Genomic DNA, 19,587 nt, shown 5'->3' with positions numbered 1-19,587 from the left:
ATGATCATGTATGTCCTAATTGTATAAGATTGTGAACAGGCTCTATAACAGTTTCATTCATCGTAGAGAATCTTGTCTACTTGTTGTCCCATGTGCATATAGTGCAATGCAGACGGCACCCTATGCCAAAGGAGGCATAACCATGAATGCACGATGGCAAACCGATCTACCCTACCACAGCCCCTATGATCCATGTCCCATGCGTGGACCCAAACATTTTATCATCCCCATCAATCAATTTCTCATCTATCAACCACGACGTCTCAAACAATATGCCTACCGCGAGGCATTGCGGCACGGATCTCTGTGGCCCGATCTAACGAGTGATTATAAGGGGAGAAACCCATATGAATGAACCTCTGACAAGTCATTTTTACAATTCATTGCATGAAATACAGTCCATCGACTTTGTGCTAAATGAACTTCATTTATATCTAGACACCCATCCAGCAGACGCATCTGCACTGGCGCAATTTGAGCAATTTTTGCGGCGCAGACACGCATTAGTAGAACCTTTCGAGAAAAAATATGGTCCACTCATAGCAGGCACCACGGATACGACAACACGTACATCATGGCCATGGGCAGAAGGCCCTTGGCCTTGGCAAGTCTAGCACACGAACACAATCTCTAAAAAAACATCACAACGAGGTTGAAGTCTCAGCTTCCGCCTCTTTTTTTCATGCCTTATAAACCATATGCCAGAACCACCCTGAGCACCCATGCGACGCAAAAAGAATAGCTATCACTTTGGCAAAACACTTCATTTTATGAGATACTTCATGTACATCTAAAATGATAATAAGAGGTGCCTAATGAATAAAACACTTATTTTTGGTCATAAAAATCCTGATACAGATGCGATCTGTTCTGCACTAGCTTATGCACAACTAAAAAATCAGTTAGGGATCTCTGTGGAACCCGTTCGATTAGGATCTGTAAACGAAGAAACCCAGTTTGCCTTAGACTTTTTTCATGTGAAAGAACCACGTCTCGTACATACGGTGGCAAACGAAGCAAACGAAGTCATCTTAGTCGATCATAACGAACGTCTTCAAAGCGCATCAGATATTACTGATGTGCTCGTCATCGAAGTGATCGACCACCATCGCATTGCAAATTTTGAAACAAGTCAGCCACTTTATTATCGAGCAGAACCAGTAGGATGTACAGCTACCATTTTAAACAAACTATACAAAGAACACGGAGTTCCCATACCAAAAGACATCGCAGGTCTCATGGTCTCAGCGATTATCTCTGATACTCTTCTCTTCAAATCTCCAACCTGCACAGAGCAAGATGTCGCCGCTGCACGCCAATTAGCAGATATCGCCGAGATTGATCTTGAAGAGTACGGTTTGCGTATGCTAAAAGCTGGAGCCAATCTAAGCGATAAGCCCATTGGCGATCTCATCGCGATGGATGCAAAGGACTTTCAAATGGGTCATGCAAAAGTAAAAATTGCACAAGTCAATGCCATCGACACAAATGACGTCTTTTCTCGTCAAGCTGAGTTAGAGGCAGCACTTGAAAAAGTCATTGCCAGCGAACAACTAGACCTATATCTGTTCGTCGTCACTGATATTTTAAACAATGATTCGATAGCCCTCGCACTTGGACGTGAAACACAGGCAGTAGAACAGGCATATCAAGTCACCTTAGTCGATCACAAAGCACTCCTAAAAGGGGTTGTATCTCGCAAAAAACAAATTGTCCCTGTATTAACCGATCGATTGACAAAAGCAAGCCGGGCCTAATCAACGATCTACTACGTACAAGCTCATGGAGAAAAAGACCAGTCCCACGAAGCGAAGCTTCACGTGATGACTGGTCTTTCATCATGAAATAACATGGATATGGATATAAAATAGCATTCGACCTTATATAGTAATCATGAAAGCGACACCATTTTATGGTGATCCTGTGATTTAGCCTTTCTTATTTCAAGCGCCCAATTTTCACTCTTGTATCTAAACAGGTGTTGACTAATCGCTATTGTTATAATACACTTTAAATAACAAAACGCGAATATTCTGAGGAGGGATTCTCATGCAGGAGAATGAACAACAATTGGCAACAGAAGACACATATCAGATGTGCGCAGTATGTGGAAGCGAATTGCAACAGTATGAATGGCACTATCAAGAATGCGATCGCTGCTTAACTCAAGTAGAAGAGTAACTTTACTGATGATCATGACAGCCTCCTTCAGACATCTACCGTGTCTGAAGGAGGCTTTTGACTTTACCACAGGCGCTTTCATATACACCATACAACTGCTAAGTGATCAATACGTTAGATGAAGTGATGAATATTTTCACCCTTTAAAAGGCTAACTAAGATATACTAAGGATGAATGTGTAAGGAGTGACGATATGAGTAGCGAAGTCATTATGTACGTCGTTCCACTTTGACCAAAGTGTGCGCTTGCAAAGCGTTTCCTTTCGGCGAAAGGGATCCCGTATGAAGAACGCAATATTCTAATGAATAGCACATACCGCCGCGAGATGAAAAAACTTGCGGACGTGATGACTGTTCCCGTGACGGTGATTGGGAAAGAAGTCCTCGTAGGCTATGACCCATCTGCATTCGACGCAGCAGTAAAACAGTTGTAGCCATCTGGCTACAACTGTTTTCAGCATTCATTGGTTATGGATTCAATGAAATTAACCTCACAACACACGCCGCATATAAAAAAGAAGATAGGGAAATATATACCTACTATCATGTTGCTAAGGTGGATATGTTTTGATCAAAGACGGCCATATCAGCCCCTTTCAGTTAATCGCTCTATTTTCGATTCTTCTGTTTGGCAAACAGTTAGATCCAAGCGTTTTGTTATTTATTCATTGGGGTCATAACGCACCTGAATTGTTTTTCCTCATAGCGCAAGTTTCAATGATAGCACTCATTTCATTAATGCTCCCATTATTTAAAGATCCGCACAAAAATTTATTTGACCATTTTCATGATCTTTTTGGACCGATATTTGGTTCTATGTTAACCTTACTTATTTTTATCATGGTTCTCCTTGATGTTTCTACTAGTGTTGTATTTGATTTGGAGCAAATTCGAACGGTGTTCTTGCCCACTACTCCTGCAACTCTGACACTGTTTATCTTAATTACTAATATGGTTATCCCTTCTTATTTTGGCATCGAAGTAATGGGTCGATCAAATCTTCTTGTATTTTTTGTTATTAGTACTGTTTTGATTATCTGGAATTTACTAATGTGGCCAATGGCTAATGTGAATAATATCCCCCCGATATTCGGACCCGGAATTCCTCAACTTCTGAAACAAGGCATACTCCATTCTGGTTTTTTTATTGAGTTTATTGTATATCTCATGATGAGACCCTACGTACGCAGTTATACAAGCTTTAAGCGTTCATTTTATCTAGTGGCTATGATCACTTTAGTGATTGGCATGTTTCGCTTACTACTGGTTCAACTCATCATGCCTTACCCAGTAGACGATCAGGTATTCTTTCCCTTCATTGAAATAGTAAAGTTAATCTATGCAGGGAAATTTTTCGAGCATCTTGAAGCTGTGTATACGGTTGGTTGGCTTGTCCTTGCTTTGGCGCGCTTAAGCTTTATGGTCTATGTTTTAGTAATTAGTGCTGCCACCTTAGCACGCGCACATAATCATCGACGGTTTATCCCGTCCATAGGTGCACTAATATATTATATTGCATTACTCAATACTTCATTATCTGATGCCATTGATTTTACAGATGTCGTTTTAGTACAACGCTTTTCACTGATCTATGGATTCATCTTCACACTTTTTATCGCAGTGAGTTACGCCAAACTTTTGAAAAAGAAATGGGCGCAAAAGAAACAAATAAAACCACAACCTACATGATGTATCATACAGGAACAGCAATACAACAAGATATGCCCATATTCACATGAAAAAAGCCTTCCATAATGGAAAGGCTTTATCATAAGTGTACGATGTGGAAGAGAGAGATCAAAAGTAGTAGATCCGTTACCTTCAATCGATTTCATTTGTGTAACGCCACTACTCATGGATGAAGATCCCATACTACCTGTCGATGAACTTTTACTTGCACCTTTAACAATACAAGTAACTTCAGACGTACCCGCACCCGTTGGACTATGGACCAAGACAGTAATTTGTTTGGACGAAGAGCCGGACACCGTAGAAATCCATGGATTTACCGTAACCGTATTGCCAATGGGAGCCGCATTCTTGACACCAGATGATGTCCACCAAGCATCAAGCCCCACAATAGAACGCATAGCTTTAGCATCATCACTACTTAAATGACCAACCTTTACTCCAACCATTTCCATCGTGTTGACCGGTTGCCCATACAGTACAACAGTGGCTTGTCCTTTAGCATTGGTCATGCTACTAGCACTGGCAATATAGGGATTGGATTGGCTGGTTCCAGAGAGATACAAACCGCATTTTGTGATATTTCATGATCATCACGAACTTTATCGCAAACATACGGAGCTCCACAGGGACCAAACTCACGTACAATCCATAACACGCGTTGACACAGTTCACCTGATTTCAAGCATAACCACTCCTAAAAGGCATCCTATCTTACTTTCGAGGCATAAAAGAAAATTCCACTTTCCCCTCTACTAGTTTCAATTGGGCCTGAAAACTCTTACCCGCTTTTGACTGAAATGAGAGCGGCTTCGTGATGCCATCTGTCACTAACTCCAACACATCATTCACGGTTACACGATGCCCAGATATCGTCTTCCATACCGTAAACCTACATCCGGTTTTCCAGGCGCTACACCCAAACGCCTTAGGCGATTCCTTTAGAGCAGCACCACAGAGTGGACAAACGCCGATCTGTGCCGAGTGATCCGGAGTCACGACCATCGCGTGCGCCGTCATGTGCCCTATCATGTCTCGCGTAAACGCGTGAATTTCCTGTATAAATGTCTCTCTTGGATACTGACTACGCTCCATTTGTTTGAGTTTAGCTTCCCATGCACCCGTCAATTCTGCAGATTTTAACGAGACACTGGGGATCGCATGAATGAGTTCGCGACCTTTGGCAGTAGCATGCAGTTGCTTTTTTTGAAGCTCAATCATCCCGTCCCGTTTAAGTTTTTCTATCGTAGCGGCACGAGTAGCAGGTGTTCCTAAGCCACGCTCTTTCATGGCTTCTGCTAACTCTACATCATCGATCTGTTTACCCGCACTCTCCATAGATGCAAGAAGAGATGCCTCCGTAAAATGCGCCGGTGCCTTCGTCTGCTTACTTAGCACTTTAGCTTCTTCTACCTGTGCCATCTGTCCCCGTTCAACTTTTGGCAAAAGAGCGACCTGTTCATCATCTGCTTGTTTCAAAGTAGACTCCTCTTCTGTGGATGACTCCAGAGCAGAGCGCCAACCAGAACTTTGTAGCGTTTTTCCAAACGTGCGAAACCACTCGTCATCAACGACCGTTTCAATAATCGTTTGTGACCATATCGCATCAGGTAAGAGCGCACAAAAGGTCTGCCGTAAGACCAATTCATACACTTTGCGTTCATCACCCGTCAGTGATCGAGGTGGTTTTTCAGTCGGAATAATGGCATGATGATCCGTTACCTTTCGATCATTCACCACACGGTGACCAGGTTTTGCTTTTATTTGATCGAGCAAAGGCGTCAATGACGGAAGAAAGGCAGCTCCTGCACGCAGTCGTGCAGGCAGCGTTTGCACGATATCTTGACTAATATAGCGACTATCTGTCCGTGGATACGTGAGCACCTTATGCGTCTCGTACAGTGCTTGTGCCATTTTCAACGTATGATCAGCCGTCATGCCATATCGTTGGTTGGCCTTGCGCTGTAGCGCAGTAAGATCAAAGAGTTGCGGTGCTTGTTCAGATTTAGCATGAGTGTCTACTTTTTCAATTCGTCCCACTTGTCCGCGCACTTTATCGGCAATCACAGAAGCTATCGCCACGTCATCGAAGCGAGTCTGCTTCTCTTTGGTCCATTTTCCAACGTACACCCCAGCCGGAGTTTGAAAGGTTGCTTCTACTTCATAATACGGGACAGGTATAAACTGTTCAATCGCCACATCGCGTTCGACAATCATCGCAAGTGTGGGAGTCTGAACGCGCCCAACCGGAAGTTTCGTTCCCCCTTGAACGGTCATGCACCTTGTCGCATTGATGCCAACCATCCAGTCTGCTTCACTACGCGATACAGCAGCTTCATAAAGTGAATGAAACTCCTCATTGTCGCGCAAATGTAAAAAAGCTTCGCGAATCGCTGATTCTGTCATAGAAGATAACCACAATCGCTTGGCAGGTCCCTTGTATCCTGCATGTCTCGCAATAAGTTCGTAGATCAGTTGTCCTTCACGCCCTGCATCAGTTGCCACAATGACTTCCTGTGCTTGCTTCAATAGCTTCGATACCACGCGATATTGTGCCTTCGCATGTTCCAACACAACGAGGCGAAATGGCTCTGGCAAGATCGGCAAATCTGCCATTCGCCAAGATTTGTACCTCATATCATAAGCATCTGCATCAGCTAATCCAACAAGATGGCCCACGGCATAAGTGACCGTATATTCACCTGCAGTCATATATCCGTCATTTCGCGTGACCTTTCCAAGAACCGCTGCAATATCCCGCGCAACGGAAGGTTTCTCTGCTATAACTAATCTCATCACACGAAACGTCCTTTCAACTAAAGATAGATCCATAGGCAGTTTCATAAACTATATGGCGCAAAAGTATCTATGTACATAAGTCATATCTTCGAGTAACACAACATGCAGATCGTGAAAAAGTGTGATTTAATGAAGGTGCATCATCGATAGAATGGAGTGATGAGATGAATATCGTATCCTTATCTAAAACACAACTAAATCCGATCTCTCTGCCTGGCATGGGGAGGAGCATCGAACTGGTAGGATTGTCGCCATCAGAAGTGTCCGATCTACAAGCGATGTATACCAATAAAGACCTGTTTGTAGAATTTACAGAAGAACCCGATCAGCAAGTGCCCGTCATCAATATATGGGTGAACCCACATTCCGCAGAGATCACTCTATTTATCAAGTAAGCCTTAAAAAATGAGTGGAATACATCGATCCTCTGTAACGATGCAATTTCTACCCGATACTTTGCCGCGATATAGTCTTTGATCGGCCAAACGATACGCATCTTGAAAATTCATTACTTCACGGCGCAGTTCGACGACACCCGCAGTCATTCCTAGGCCATAAAGATGAAGTGGACTGGTTTGAACCCAGTTCACTACTTCTCGTTCAATGCTATCGCCAAACGTTACCTCATGGAGTACAAAAACAAATTCATCCCCGCCTAGTCGAGCACACCAATCTCCTTTGCGAAGGACCCTTTGCAAAGAAGAAGCTACCCTTTGCAAAGCCACATCCCCTATGGGGTGACCTGATTCATCATTGAGTTGTTTGAATCGATCTAAATCAAACAACACAAAGACGGAAGGTAAAGCCGAAGACTCAGAAAAATAACTTTCCATATGTTCTTCCAATGCTCTTCGGTTCCAAATCCCTGTGAGTGGATCTTTTCTAGCTAGTTGCTGCAATTGACTCCTTTGATGAACCACAGTTCCAGTCAAATGATAAAAATCTAAAAGAGCGTGAAACATCGGTGGCATAGGAGTATCTTTTACACTAAATAAAAACAGAATTTCGCGCAATTCATCGAATGCAAAATCATAGCGATTGACAATTGCAGCATCGAGATCAGGGATATATCGCGTGTTCTCACCATGCATATCGCGAAGGATCTCCTCTTCGATCCCGCGCAATGTAGCGTCTAGGATCGTGGGACTTCCAAACTGCTCTATGAGATGAATATTTCCCGTTCTCGTATCGTGCATAAACAGAATGCCGCCCTTAAAGTGAAACAGTTGCAAGAAAACATCTCGAAATTGACTCCATAGCTGTTCTAGCGTTTCTACTAAAAGGACATTTTTAGAGATGGCAAATAACCAATGCAAAATCTCCGTTTCGCGTTGGACAGCCTGAAAACTTTCAGAATCATTCACGGGCAAGGCAAAAGTCAATACCCCTTGAAAGACCTGTAACCTATCAAATAACGGAAAACTAAATACATCATAGGGAAATCCAAAATGCCCATTCTCTTCTCGATGAATGCGAAAAGAGTGTTCATGCCATACATGATCAGCCACAGAGGAAGACAACACCACATCGTCTAACGTCATCCCCACTGTCAACGGAAAAGGGAGATAGGACGATGGCTTCATCCATCTTACGACCCCTTGATCATCAATGTAATGTACAAACATGGAATCAGGTAATTCGTTAATCACATGCTCAAGATCAGCTAATACTGGAAACATACTGACTCCTTTCAACAGTTGACAGTCAACCATTGTATACGATCATCTATAGTCAATCTAATCCATCTTCAAAAAACGCGAAATATCTCCATAAAGGGATTGTGGCCTCATGAATGGCGCATAACGTTTAATGACATAGCCATGTCGATCGACAAGAAATTTTGTGAAATTCCACTTAATGGATGTAGTCCCGAGAAACCCCGGAGCCTGCTTTTTTAGATACACGTATAAGGGATGCGCATGATCGCCATTAACATCAATTTTAGAAAATAAAGGGAATGTTACTTGATACGTTCGTTCACAAAATGCAAGAATATCTTTCTCTGAACCCGATTCTTGATGCATGAATTGGTTACAAGGAAACCCTAAAACAGAAAAACCACTTTGACTAAACCGTTGATGCATGTGCTGCAAACCACGATATTGCGGAGTGAATCCACAGGAACTTGCGGTGTTGACAATCAATAACATCTGTCCCTCATACTTCGCCAGGGAGACTTCCTCACCTGTAATCGTCTTTACAGGATAATCATAGATACTCATTATACTCCCCTTTTTTCTTAAAGCTATGATTCGGCCTACCATAGAAATATCCCTGTTGCCACTGATAGCCATGCTGTTCGAGCCACAAACCCTCTTCTTGCCGTTCAATGCCTTCAGCCAGTATGGTGATATTCATTTCTTTTGCCAATTCAGCCAGACGTATAGCCACCTGTTGTTTGTCTATTTCTTCATCTACATGAGATACAAATGCACGATCTAATTTTACAATGTCTGGATGCAAGTCCAAAATCGCATCCAATGGATGATAACCTTGCCCTACATCATCTAAAGCATACCGAAAACCCTTCTTGCGATAGAATTGTAAAATACGTTTTAAATGATCGACATCCTCAACTTTTTCAGTTTCTACAACTTCAAATATAAATTGTTCTGGTTGTAACGATGTTTTTTCTATAGCTGCCACCGTTGTTTGCAAACAATGCTCCGGATCATAAATGGCAGTGGGAATAAAATTAATAAAAAACAAAGAATCAGACGGAGCCTTTTGTGCTGCCTGGATTGCTGCTAACCGACAAGCTTTATCTAATTGGAAGATCTGATCCTGTGATTTTGCCGCTTCAAATAAAGTGTAAGCAGGGATTGTTTCCCCGTTTTCAGTAAGACCTCTCACCAGAAATTCATGTCCCAATAACTCAATTTGTCTTTTTTTCACCTGAACGATCGGTTGATACATCATGCGCAATCGATCATGATAGATAATATCTCGAATCCACAATAGTGAAGATTGCCTTTCAAGTTCAGATACATCGATCCTATCACCAATGACTAAGCGACCGTTTGGTAGTATCTCCGCATGTTGTATTTCCCATAAATAAACTTTAAAACGCTCTTTCCAATAATCAAAATCCGCAAAAAATAGGTGCCGCGCAATAAAAAAAGCATCTGATTCATATACTTGTATATCCATCTCACGTCTCATGTCATGACGCAAAGAGTCTATCCTCTCATCATTCGACACATGAATATAAAACCCTTCCTGACTCACGACACAACTACCACAAGTCACCTACTGGTTCACCTCTTTTTTGTTTTCACAAGCATCATAAAACCAATCCTAGCTCATCTACTCTATACCCGCAATCGTTTTCATCATTAATCGATGACACCTCATGCAAGTAAGTCCACATCTACACAGACAAACTTGCATGAGGTGCACATCATCGCTCGCTATCCATCCCTAGTTGCGCGAGAGTTCCTTGCCAAATCCTTTAAGGAAAGCCAGCATAAAACTGAGTCCTTTAGTGACATCTGGATCATTCAAAGATTTTGCTAGTTCAAAAACGCCCGTCTTATGACTGTGATTCAACGTTTCACCAGCTCCATCTAAGCCTACAACGACAGAATTCATTAACTTACTTGACACTTCCGGGTCTATCTTTGTCAATACACCAGCTACATTCATCGCGTTATTGACCATCGTGGTCGCTTCTGGACGAAGCGTCTGGTTCACGAGAATCTTCGCCACTTTCTCCTTCGCTTGAAGAAGTGAGTACATTGCCTCTAAGATACCACTTTCATGTAACTCTTGCACAATCTTCATAGTTTCAACAAGGCTATCTTTGTTTTGCGTAAGCATCAAAAGAAGTTCCTGTAGACTCTGCTCCTCCAACTGTTCGGGAGTTTGTGCCACCCGTTCGATCTGTTGAATCAGTTTAGCCATGCTGAGGCCCCCTATGAAGCGGTTCATTGACCGCGGCGATCGGTTCGTATCGATCACTTGCCCATTTCCGTTCCACCTGAACACCCACTTGCGGTGTTCGCTGTGCATTGCGTGGATTATTTTTGGGTAGCGGATTTTTACCTTCTACTTCTAGTATGTGCATGCGCACTTTCATTTGCTTGTACGCAGGTGTATGCGTGCGTACATCAACAGAATTGCCTGTTAGAACATTAATCGCATGTTCATGGCTAGCCGAGTGCATCGGTACATAGAGCGTAGTCCCTTTAACGCGATCAGTCACTAAGGCGCGTAGTTTAATTGCACCATAAGGCGACTCCAGGCGCACCAGTGTCCCCGTCTTGACGCCGCGTTCTTCAGCTAGCTCTGTAGAAACTTCGACAAATACCTCTGGCAACTTATGCTGTATACCTGCTGATTTATTAGTTAAATTGCCTTCGTGAAACTGCTCCAATAAGCGACCATTGTCAAGCGCTAGATCAAACTCAGCAGGATACGTTTCACTAGGAATGTAATCGGTCAAAGCAAATCTCGCTTTTTTGTCTGGAAAATGGAACCCATTTAAATACAAAACCGGTGTGTTAGAACCATCAGGTGAACCCCAGTGAAAACTATTCCAACCAGCTAATACATCATAATCACAGCCTGAGAAAAACGGCGTGAGACTAGCCATCTCTGCAAAAATCTCACTTGGATGTTGATATCCCCAGTCGTGACCCATCCGCTTCGCAAGTTCCGTCAAGATCATCCAGTCCGCTTTTGCCTCTCCGAGTGGCTCTAAAGCCTGATACAAGCGCTGCACGCGGCGCTCCGTATTCGTGAATGTCCCGTCTTTTTCGAGCGAAGGCGCACCCGGTAAAATAACATCTGCAAATTGAGCCGTCGTCGTCAAAAAGATCTCCTGAACCACTAAAAAGTCTATTTTAGCAAGCATTTCTTGTGTGTGATTGGCATTTGAATCAACCCATGCCATATCTTCACCCGCAATATACATCGCTTTTAGCGTACCGCGTTGCACACCTAAGAGCATGCTAATATTGTCTAAACCAGGTTGTGCAGAAATATCTACACCATATGCCTCTTCAAACTTATGGCGAATGTCATCATCTGTTACCGATTGATAGCCCGGGAAAATGTTCGGCATTGTACCCATATCCGCTGCACCTTGCACGTTATTATGACCGCGCAAAGGAAAAGCTCCGGCATTGCGTCGACCCATATTGCCGGTCAACAGCAACAGATTAGCAATCGCCGCAGATGTATGAGAGCCTGCGATGTTTTGCGTCACACCCATACCCCAACAAATAGCTGTTCCATCCGCTTCATGGATCGATGTGGCAAGCTCAATGAGCGTGTCTTTTGATATTCCTGTCATCTCTTGTGCATAATCAAGCGTGTACGTCGCCAGAAGCTTCATATACTCATCAAAGAAATTGACATGCTGCTCGATAAATGCTTGATCGTGCCATCCCTGATCCACGATGTACTTTGCAACGGCCGACAGCCACACAAAGTCAGTCCCCTGTTTAGGGCGAATAAAGAGATCGGCACGATCTGCCATTTCATGTCTGCGCAAGTCGACAGAAATCAATTTTTGACCATGCAACTTATGCGCACGTTTAATCCGAGTGGCCAGCACTGGATGTCCTTCAGCTGGCGCACAACCGACAAGAATCACAAGCCCTGCACCAGCGATATCCTCGATCGTCGCAGTATCTCCACCAATGCCCCCTGTTTGTTGCAGCCCATCAGATGCAGGAGATTGGCAATACCGCGAGCAATTGTCCACGTTATTCGTTTCAAAGACTTGGCGCGCCATCTTTTGAATCAAATAATTTTCTTCGTTTGTCATCTTGGATGAAGAAATAAAGCCGATCGCATCCCCACCGTAGGTCCGTTTGATAGCGCCCATTTTTTCTGCAATCAAGTCATAGGCTTCATCCCATGTAGCTTCGACAAATACATCCCCTTTGCGAATCAAAGGCGATGTGAGACGCTGATCTGAATTGACGAAATCCCATCCAAACTTTCCTTTTATACATGTAGAAATACTGTTGACCGGAGCTTCTTCACTCGGCTCAATTTTGAGAATCTCTCTACCTTTTGTCCAAACGTCAAATGCACACCCAACACCGCAGAATGTACAGACCGTCTTCGTTTTCTTCGTTCTCGTCTCGCGCATCGCAGCTTCTACTTCAGAGACCGCAAAAATGGTTTGATAATCCGGTTCAACCGCCTTAACCAAATCAATCATCGGCTCTAGCATGTCATCGCCAATGCTTGTCATAAAACCGGCTTGTCCTAGCATCGACGTCTCCATCAGTGCATTACATGGGCACACAGTCACACAGTGTCCACACGAGACACAAGAAGATTCATCAATCGGCTTGCCACCATCCCACAGCACGCGTGGCATATCACTTTCCCAATTGATACTCAGTGTTTCGTTCACTTGGAGATCCTGACAAGCTTCTACACAGCGCCCGCAAAGAATACACTGATCTGCATCATAACGATAAAATGGATTGGACAGATCTTTTTCATATTCTTTTGGACGATAAGGTCTTGTTTGGTGCGTAACCTCAAGCATCTCTGCTGTGTTATGTACCTTACAGTTCCCATTATTGTTATCACACACCGTGCAATACAGTAAGTGATTTTCTAAAATGCGGTCCATCGCCTCGTGTTGCGCACCGCGCGCAACATCTGAATCAGTGACAATATGCATGCCATCTACGAGAAGCGTAGAGCAAGCTCTCATAACCTTCCCGTCTACTTCACACATACAAGTATCGCAACTTTGAATAGGCCCGAGTACTTCAGAATAACAAATATGCGGATGTTCAATCCCCTGCTCGATCATATAGTCAAGGATTCTGGTTCCTGTCGGCGCCTCTTGTGGTTCAGAGTTTAATGTAAAATGCACAGTTTGCAAGTATAATAATCTCCTTTCTTTCAAACCGTTACTTATCATTATATAGCTTTATGTCCTCCATGTACTTTTAAGAGAATGTCGAATATGTGAATTCAAACAATAAAACATAGGTTACTTATTCTTTTTCGTGATGAAATCTGGACAAATAGGCAAAGATTTGAAGGTTTTTCGAGTATAGGGGACAGGAGCGGATACGCTTAGCGTGGACCAAACGTACTGTAGGATTATGCCGCATCCAAGAGGAGTGTTGTCGCGATGGGTACATTTGGTGGATATACGCAGTGGGCCGTAGTGTTTCTAATCATCTTCGTGTTATTTTTCTTACTAGTACCAGCATTTGGTGCAGGTACAACAGGTATGGGCGCTTACTAAGCTCGCTTCAGACGTAGAAGGAGACCCACAATAGTGAGGGTCTCCTTGCACAAAAAAATTTCATGAAAAACAGTTACGAACGCGAGGGGTGCAAGGACTCCTGTTGGCTAGGTACGCTTCCCCGCAAACTAACCATGACGGTGCCAAGCACCCCAAGCAAAAGTCCAGCTACAAAGACAAGATGAAATCCGCGCAAAAACATAGCCGTAGGATACACTGCGCGCGAGCCGACTTGCGTTTCTAATAGTAAGACAGCAAACGCAACACCAGTCACCCGTCCAAAATTGCGGACCGTTGCCAAAAGGCTACCCGTTAATCCTGTTTTTTCAACAGGGACCGACTCTAACACGACCACGTTATTGGGCGATGTAAATAACCCCAATCCCGCACCAAACAACGCCTGATCCAGCACAATTTCCCCATAACTAGACCCTCTACCAAGAAGCGCCATCAACCCTAACGCACCAGCAGTTAATGCCATCCCGGCAACCGTCGGCCACCTCGGCCCGATGCGATCACTGAGCCAACCGCCAAGTGGCGCAAATACAATCATGACAATCGACTGTGGCGTGAGCAATAACCCAATACTGCCAATCGGCTCATGCAGGACTTGACGTAAAAACAAGGGCAATAAAATAGCTGGAAACATAATCATCACATACGATAAATAGCCAGCAAAATTACCGATTGTAAACCGGGCCGAACGAAACAAGCTCAATTCAATCAGCGGCATCTTGATATGCAAAGAACGTCTGACAAACCAAAACCAACTCAAAATACTGACGACAAGACTGCCGACACTCCAAAGACTCAGCCACCCCCAATCCGTTCCGTTGGAGATAAACAGCAACAAACTCATCATGGCAAGAATAAACCAGCTAGAACCAATCCAATCAAATTCAGCCATATTCTTATTGGATGATATCCGTCGCAATACAAAGATACTCATCAGCACAGAAATAACGCCAAACGGCGCATTGACCCAGAAAATCGATCGCCACCCCGCACTTGCAATCAGTAACCCACCTACAGCAGGTCCAACAATCGTGCCGATGGCAACCACACTACTGATCAGCCCTAAAGGTCGTCCCCGTTGACCGGCTGGAAACGTATATGCCACAATGGACATCACATTACCCATGATCACCGCACCACCGAGCGCTTGAATCAGCCGATATAAGATGAGCTGCTCGATACCTGCAGCCGTCCCACAAAGAATCGAACCCAAAGTAAACACGGAAACCCCAGCAATAAACATCTTCTTGCGATCGACGCGGTCCGAAATCCCCCCGATCACAGGCAAAATCGCTGTAATCACCAGCAAATAGCCAGAGATCACCCACTGCAAAATCCCCGTGCTTACCTTGTACTGTTCCTGTAAGATTGGTAAAGCGACATTGACGATACTACTATCTACATTCACCATAAATGTACCGATAACGACCGTCCCAAAAATGAGCCACCGATAAGCCGGCGACTCCGAAAAAGGCTGCTTCAATGACACGGCCATAGCTTCTTCACCCTTCTGCTGCATGATGCTTCTTATCTTACCAAAAATCGCCCTCCTTCATGCTCTTTTCATCCACAGTTATGACTTGCCTATCAGTTTTTGTACTTGTTCACGCCATGATTGCTTGTCCATAGATAGATTGGCAAAAAGTGACGGGATCTTCGATCCAGACTTTGACGATCCTACACGACCACTTGTCCTCTTTGCGCGCATCAAGCCACGAATCACGCACGTCTCTGGGACATCCGCAACGATAATAGGCACTTCAGTGCGAAATGTCAGATGCTTCAATACATTCACTTCATTGGCACCGCCGCCTACAAGCACGATGCCACGATCCATAATATCGCCTACCAGTTCAGGTGGACAGGCCTCGATCGTTTGCACAATGAGACTGACGATCGTTTCGTAATAATTGACCAACGAGTCCTTCACAACCGTGCTTGGGATCTTTATTTCTTGTGGCAATCCTGTTTCCAAATGACGCCCTTTCACAGCAAACGACGGAGTCTCTGCCGTAGTATCAGACTGGCATTTTAAGTTTTCCGCCGTATGAACTCCAATCAAAAAAGCCAATTCTCTTCGCACCCAATTCATAATTTCCTCATCCACAGTGCGCCCACCGATACTCACTCTACGACTATCTACAATGCCGCCTAACGATAAGAGGGCAACTTCAGTAGAACCCGCACCTAAACTCACCAGTAAACAACCAGTTGGCTGATCGATTGGCAAATTCGCCCCAATAGCTGCCGCAACGAGTGTGTCAAATAATTCGACACGCCGTGCACCAGCCATACGTGCCGCCTCTTGTAACGCTCGACGTTCGACTGGAGTGAGCATATTGGGTACGGCAAGCGTGATATCAAATCGCCTCGCCCATTTATTAGGAATCAATTGTTCAACAATATATTTCAACACAGCGACCGTACCATCAAAATCCTTTACCGATCCCCCGTAGAAAGGATGGGTAACCGTGACTGAATCCGGATGGCGTCCCACCATGCGTTCCGCTTCTGCACCTATAATGAGCTTTCCATTTTCCTTGCGTGCAATCGTACATGGCTCGCTAATGATCCTTTGCTCACCCGCAAGTCCTGCGCGAAAGTGTGATGTTCCCAAATCAATCGTTATTTGAAGTGTCAATGATCATTCTCCTACCCTAGGTATTTTGGCAATTCATCGTTGTGGGAGTGAGGAAGAATGGTGCTATAAAAAGTTAACACTCTTATAGTTCGTCCAACCATGCAGTTTTTTGTCGGTCAGTGACGACCGAACTCATCAAAGAGGATGAAACGTAGGCCATCCATGGTAGGAAACCGAGTCACATTTGCGAGAGAGGCACACAGATAGGCAGCATATGTACAACCCCTACTCGCATATCCATTCCTGACGGCATTTTGTAGCGGGAGTGATCATGCGTGTGGGTGTATGAGAAGAAACTGCAATATCCAGTAAGAGTCAGCACATGCAATCCGCGCCTCGCTCGTTATTTACTCGAACAGTATGGAGGGGCAGATGGTGAACTCGCCGCCGCACTCCGGTATTTGAATCAGCGCTTTACCATTCCAGACAAAGTAGTGGGATTGCTTACCGACATTGGAACAGAAGAATTGGCACACCTCGAAATGATTGCAACTATGGTATATAAGCTGACAAAAGACGCTACGATCGAACAAATGCAAGCGGCAGGACTTGGCGAACACTATGCCAATCACGGCATGTCACTTTTTTACGAGAATGCCGCAGGCAATCCCTTTACCGCCACATACATACAGAGCAAAGGCGATCCCATCGCTGATTTGTATGAAGATATAGCGGCTGAAGAGAAAGCTCGCGCAACCTACCAGTGGCTCATCGACTTAACTGATGACGTAGATCTCAAAGACAGCCTCGCCTACTTGCGGCAACGTGAAATCATTCACGCCATCCGTTTTCGTGAAGCGGTTGAGATCTTAAAAGACTATCAAGATGAAAAAAAAATGTACTAATGATCATCTGCCATTGTATGTACACACTGTATACACAGCGCATCATTCTGCAAAAAAGTCATTACCTCCCCCGCTTTCTTTTACTCTTGTCGGAATGCATAGCACACGCTATGATGACGTAGAGTACCAGATATAAGGGGGGGCTTCGTGTTGTCTGACATGCTAAGTTACTTACTAGCACGCGAAACAGAGATGGAGCAAACACTAATCACGCTCATGCAGGCAGAGTCCCCATCGACCGACAAATCACTGGTCGATCAGTGCGGACAAGTACTTCAAGCAGAATTTACTCGATTAGTGGGCGGCTCTGTGACTCGTATCTCGCAAACGCATACAGGAGACTGCTATCGTTGTACATATGGAGAAGGAGACGAGCAAATCCTGATCATCGGTCATTTTGATACGGTATGGGATCAAGGCGCACTCTCCATCGAAAAGCGCGATGGCATCCTCTACGGCCCAGGCGCGTTTGATATGAAAGGTGGCTTAACAGTTGCCCTTTACGCCATCCATGCGCTTGCTGCAAACCATGTGACAGGTAATCGTAAAGTCGTTTTTCTAGCCACCTCTGATGAAGAAATCGGGTCACACGCCTCGCGCGAACTCATTGAAGCAGAAGCGAAAAAAAGTGTTTGTGTCCTTGTCCCAGAATCAAGCATTCCACCAAACGGTGACATCAAGACAGCGCGCAAAGGCATCGCAGATTTTACTATTACCGTCAAAGGCATTCCCTCTCATGCCGGACACGATCCAAGAGCTGGCGCAAACGCCATCGAAGAACTAGCGCTACAGATCGCTGATCTACGTCAGTTAACCGACATCGATGCAGGGATTAGCGTCAACGTCGGCCTCATATCCGGCGGAACGCGCGTCAACGTCAAAGCCGAGCATGCACAAGCAGGAGTAGACCTGCGCTTTATGACCAAAGAGCAGGGAGAAGCTGTCGCACACAAGATCATGAACCGCACACCGTACATTGCAGGTACGACAATTACAGTCACAGGTGGCATTAACCGCTATCCACTAGAACGCACAGCACAAGGCGTAGACTTATTTGTACAACTGCAAAGCATCGCACATGCACACGGTTACGAAGTCAACGAAGGACTTTCAGGCGGTGGAAGCGACGGCAACTTCACCGCAGCACTTGGCATTCCGACAGTCGATGGATTAGGACCTGTGGGCGATGGTGCACACGCGCGCAACGAGCACGTAGTCGTCGCAAACCTTCCCTATCGCGCCGCATTACTTGCCGACTTTTTGCGCACAAACATACATAGATAAGAGGGCGATACCATGTACATGCACGAGTTAAACATGACATCATTCACCGACTTTGCCCAACGAGTCGACACCGTTCTCATCCCGATTGGCATGATCGAAGCGCATGGCCCACACTGTTCACTATCCACAGATATCCTGATCCCGCGTGAATTTGTACGCCGTTTAAATCCACTCATTGGTGATCGCGTGTTAATGGCACCTGAAATCCCATATGGCCACTCCTTTGGACTCGCTCCTTTTGCAGGTACCATCGATATTCCTGGTGAAGTATTTGGTGCCTACGTCTTTGAAGTGGCCAAAGCGTATCTCAAACAGGGGATGCAAAACGTGGTCCTGTTCAATGGGCATGGCGGCAACATGTCGAGCCTCTCCCTAGTCAGTGAAAAACTGGCCGATCACGGTGCCACCGTCCTTACGATCAACTGGTGGGTCGATTATCGCGCAGAGATTGTCAAGTATGCACCCGTTACGGGCCATGCAGGCGAAGACGAGACGTCTGCTGTCTTAGCCATTGATCCAGCACTCGTCGACATGCGCCTTGGCGTCTCCAATCACACGATCACCACACCATCGAATCTTAAAATGAAAGACATGGGCAAACAGTCCTATCCGCAAGCATATTCAGGCCATGCAGGTGCTGCCACCGCAGAAAAAGGCGAGCAGATCTACACCGCCCTACTTCCAAAAATCATCGCCGATATCGAACAAATGTGGAAGTACTCACGATAAAAGTTCATGGCTACAGCATGCGACTTTCAGCGTTTGGCAAGCATGTTGTTTTCAAATAACAAATAGCAAGCAGCGCATAAGAAAGCGGGCCTTCCCCATCCTGTGGGATATCAAGGCCCGCTTTTTTCATCCTATGAACACTTGCTACGTTCACTCATGCTTATAGCAAACTACCA

The 19,587-nt window shown here is 44.8% G+C and carries 19 protein-coding genes and 1 pseudogene; 10 read left to right on the top strand and 10 right to left on the bottom strand.

The genetic code is table 11. From position 1 onward, the window contains the following. Nucleotides 1-142: 142 nt before the first annotated feature. The 6 genes and pseudogenes from MM817_RS09115 (at nt 143) to MM817_RS09095 (ending at nt 3,870) form a co-directional block, all read left to right on the top strand. On the top strand, nt 143-355 hold the full coding sequence (locus MM817_RS09115) for a hypothetical protein (protein ID WP_241714005.1): 213 nt from the start codon (nt 143-145) through the stop codon (nt 353-355). Then, nucleotides 348-614, top strand: a complete 267-nt coding sequence (locus tag MM817_RS09110) for a spore coat protein CotJB (RefSeq protein ID WP_241714003.1) — start codon at nt 348-350, stop codon at nt 612-614. The genes MM817_RS09115 and MM817_RS09110 overlap by 8 nt, the downstream gene beginning before the upstream one ends. 201 nt (nt 615-815) lie before the next feature. After that, on the top strand, nt 816-1,757 hold the full coding sequence (locus tag MM817_RS09105; protein ID WP_241714001.1) for a manganese-dependent inorganic pyrophosphatase: 942 nt from the start codon (nt 816-818) through the stop codon (nt 1,755-1,757). Between the two features lie 292 nt (nt 1,758-2,049). Beyond that, a complete protein-coding gene (locus MM817_RS16960; protein WP_272879872.1) occupies nt 2,050-2,181 on the top strand; it encodes a hypothetical protein in 132 nt (43 codons plus the stop codon). A gap of 245 nt (nt 2,182-2,426) precedes the next feature. Beyond that, nucleotides 2,427-2,615 (top strand): annotated as a pseudogene (locus MM817_RS09100) (glutaredoxin family protein); the annotation flags it as partial. 133 nt (nt 2,616-2,748) lie between these two features. Continuing rightward, nucleotides 2,749-3,870 carry a GerAB/ArcD/ProY family transporter gene (locus tag MM817_RS09095; RefSeq protein ID WP_241713999.1) on the top strand — a complete coding sequence of 374 codons (1,122 nt, stop codon included), beginning with the start codon at nt 2,749-2,751 and terminating at the stop codon, nt 3,868-3,870. On the opposite strand, the gene MM817_RS09090 is transcribed toward MM817_RS09095, so the two are convergent. The 3 genes from MM817_RS09090 to MM817_RS09080 are packed head-to-tail and all read right to left on the bottom strand — an operon-like array spanning nt 3,807 to nt 6,666. Then, nucleotides 3,807-4,382, bottom strand: coding sequence for a hypothetical protein (locus tag MM817_RS09090; RefSeq protein WP_241713997.1), 576 nt, complete (start codon nt 4,380-4,382; stop codon nt 3,807-3,809). The two genes, MM817_RS09095 and MM817_RS09090, sit on opposite strands and share 64 nt — an antisense overlap. Beyond that, nucleotides 4,379-4,555: a hypothetical protein gene (locus tag MM817_RS09085; RefSeq protein ID WP_241713995.1), complete on the bottom strand. Its 177-nt coding sequence runs from the start codon at nt 4,553-4,555 to the stop codon at nt 4,379-4,381. The genes MM817_RS09090 and MM817_RS09085 overlap by 4 nt, the downstream gene beginning before the upstream one ends. Before the next feature lie 29 nt (nt 4,556-4,584). Next, the gene (locus MM817_RS09080; protein ID WP_241713993.1) at nt 4,585-6,666 is read right to left on the bottom strand and encodes a type IA DNA topoisomerase; all 2,082 of its coding nucleotides are present in this window, start codon (nt 6,664-6,666) and stop codon (nt 4,585-4,587) included. A gap of 167 nt (nt 6,667-6,833) precedes the next feature. On the opposite strand from MM817_RS09080, the gene MM817_RS09075 reads away from it, so the two are divergent. After that, the gene (locus tag MM817_RS09075; RefSeq protein ID WP_241713992.1) at nt 6,834-7,064 is read left to right on the top strand and encodes a hypothetical protein; all 231 of its coding nucleotides are present in this window, start codon (nt 6,834-6,836) and stop codon (nt 7,062-7,064) included. Between the two features lie 3 nt (nt 7,065-7,067). Here MM817_RS09075 and MM817_RS09070 read toward each other — a convergent pair whose 3' ends face one another. The 7 genes from MM817_RS09070 to MM817_RS09040 all read right to left on the bottom strand — a co-directional run bounded on the left by MM817_RS09070 (nt 7,068) and on the right by MM817_RS09040 (nt 16,553). Continuing rightward, nucleotides 7,068-8,348 carry a sensor domain-containing diguanylate cyclase gene (locus tag MM817_RS09070; RefSeq protein ID WP_241713990.1) on the bottom strand — a complete coding sequence of 427 codons (1,281 nt, stop codon included), beginning with the start codon at nt 8,346-8,348 and terminating at the stop codon, nt 7,068-7,070. A 57-nt stretch (nt 8,349-8,405) separates the two neighbouring features. Then, nucleotides 8,406-8,891: a glutathione peroxidase gene (locus MM817_RS09065; RefSeq protein WP_241713987.1), complete on the bottom strand. Its 486-nt coding sequence runs from the start codon at nt 8,889-8,891 to the stop codon at nt 8,406-8,408. Next, nucleotides 8,878-9,819: an EAL domain-containing protein gene (locus MM817_RS09060; protein WP_241713986.1), complete on the bottom strand. Its 942-nt coding sequence runs from the start codon at nt 9,817-9,819 to the stop codon at nt 8,878-8,880. Before MM817_RS09060 ends, MM817_RS09065 begins: the two co-directional genes overlap by 14 nt. A 270-nt stretch (nt 9,820-10,089) precedes the next feature. Beyond that, complete coding sequence (locus MM817_RS09055; protein WP_241713984.1) at nt 10,090-10,572, bottom strand: helical membrane plugin domain-containing protein; 483 nt, start codon at nt 10,570-10,572, stop codon at nt 10,090-10,092. Next, nucleotides 10,565-13,525 (bottom strand): formate dehydrogenase subunit alpha, encoded by a 2,961-nt coding sequence (fdhF, locus tag MM817_RS09050; protein ID WP_419723380.1) that lies wholly within the window; start codon nt 13,523-13,525, stop codon nt 10,565-10,567. The genes MM817_RS09055 and fdhF overlap by 8 nt, the downstream gene beginning before the upstream one ends. Before the next feature lie 445 nt (nt 13,526-13,970). Then, nucleotides 13,971-15,407 (bottom strand): MFS transporter, encoded by a 1,437-nt coding sequence (locus MM817_RS09045; protein ID WP_241713979.1) that lies wholly within the window; start codon nt 15,405-15,407, stop codon nt 13,971-13,973. Between the two features lie 78 nt (nt 15,408-15,485). Next, the gene (locus MM817_RS09040; protein WP_241713977.1) at nt 15,486-16,553 is read right to left on the bottom strand and encodes a rod shape-determining protein; all 1,068 of its coding nucleotides are present in this window, start codon (nt 16,551-16,553) and stop codon (nt 15,486-15,488) included. Nucleotides 16,554-16,828: 275 nt separating this feature from the next. Between MM817_RS09040 and MM817_RS09035 the strand changes: the two genes are divergently transcribed. From MM817_RS09035 to MM817_RS09025, 3 genes are all read left to right on the top strand, one after another. Continuing rightward, entirely contained in the window at nt 16,829-17,398 is a 570-nt protein-coding gene (locus tag MM817_RS09035; protein WP_241713976.1) for a manganese catalase family protein, read from the top strand. A 159-nt stretch (nt 17,399-17,557) separates the two neighbouring features. After that, complete coding sequence (locus tag MM817_RS09030) at nt 17,558-18,682, top strand: M20 family metallopeptidase (RefSeq protein ID WP_241714262.1); 1,125 nt, start codon at nt 17,558-17,560, stop codon at nt 18,680-18,682. Nucleotides 18,683-18,694: 12 nt separating this feature from the next. Further along, on the top strand, nt 18,695-19,411 hold the full coding sequence (locus tag MM817_RS09025) for a creatininase family protein (RefSeq protein WP_241713974.1): 717 nt from the start codon (nt 18,695-18,697) through the stop codon (nt 19,409-19,411). Nucleotides 19,412-19,587 lie beyond the last annotated feature (176 nt).

The organism is Sulfoacidibacillus ferrooxidans (assembly GCF_022606465.1).
Lineage (GTDB): Bacteria > Bacillota > Bacilli > Alicyclobacillales > SLC66 > Sulfoacidibacillus > Sulfoacidibacillus ferrooxidans.
Note: the sequence above shows the minus strand (reverse complement) of the source record. Positions and strands in the feature narration are given on the sequence as shown.

Bases quoted from the DNA above. Each gene is read 5' to 3' on its own strand.
- MM817_RS09115 (WP_241714005.1), top strand. From the start codon at position 143: ATGAATGCACGATGGCAAACCGATCTACCCTACCACAGCCCCTATGAT.
- MM817_RS09110 (WP_241714003.1), top strand. From the start codon at position 348: ATGAATGAACCTCTGACAAGTCATTTTTACAATTCATTGCATGAAATA.
- MM817_RS09105 (WP_241714001.1), top strand. From the start codon at position 816: ATGAATAAAACACTTATTTTTGGTCATAAAAATCCTGATACAGATGCG.
- MM817_RS16960 (WP_272879872.1), top strand. From the start codon at position 2,050: ATGCAGGAGAATGAACAACAATTGGCAACAGAAGACACATATCAGATG.
- MM817_RS09090 (WP_241713997.1), bottom strand. From the start codon at position 4,382: ATGACCAATGCTAAAGGACAAGCCACTGTTGTACTGTATGGGCAACCG.
- MM817_RS09080 (WP_241713993.1), bottom strand. From the start codon at position 6,666: ATGAGATTAGTTATAGCAGAGAAACCTTCCGTTGCGCGGGATATTGCA.
- MM817_RS09075 (WP_241713992.1), top strand. From the start codon at position 6,834: ATGAATATCGTATCCTTATCTAAAACACAACTAAATCCGATCTCTCTG.
- MM817_RS09070 (WP_241713990.1), bottom strand. From the start codon at position 8,348: ATGTTTCCAGTATTAGCTGATCTTGAGCATGTGATTAACGAATTACCT.
- MM817_RS09065 (WP_241713987.1), bottom strand. From the start codon at position 8,891: ATGAGTATCTATGATTATCCTGTAAAGACGATTACAGGTGAGGAAGTC.
- MM817_RS09060 (WP_241713986.1), bottom strand. From the start codon at position 9,819: ATGGATATACAAGTATATGAATCAGATGCTTTTTTTATTGCGCGGCAC.
- MM817_RS09055 (WP_241713984.1), bottom strand. From the start codon at position 10,572: ATGGCTAAACTGATTCAACAGATCGAACGGGTGGCACAAACTCCCGAA.
- MM817_RS09045 (WP_241713979.1), bottom strand. From the start codon at position 15,407: ATGGCCGTGTCATTGAAGCAGCCTTTTTCGGAGTCGCCGGCTTATCGG.
- MM817_RS09030 (WP_241714262.1), top strand. From the start codon at position 17,558: ATGCTAAGTTACTTACTAGCACGCGAAACAGAGATGGAGCAAACACTA.
- MM817_RS09025 (WP_241713974.1), top strand. From the start codon at position 18,695: ATGTACATGCACGAGTTAAACATGACATCATTCACCGACTTTGCCCAA.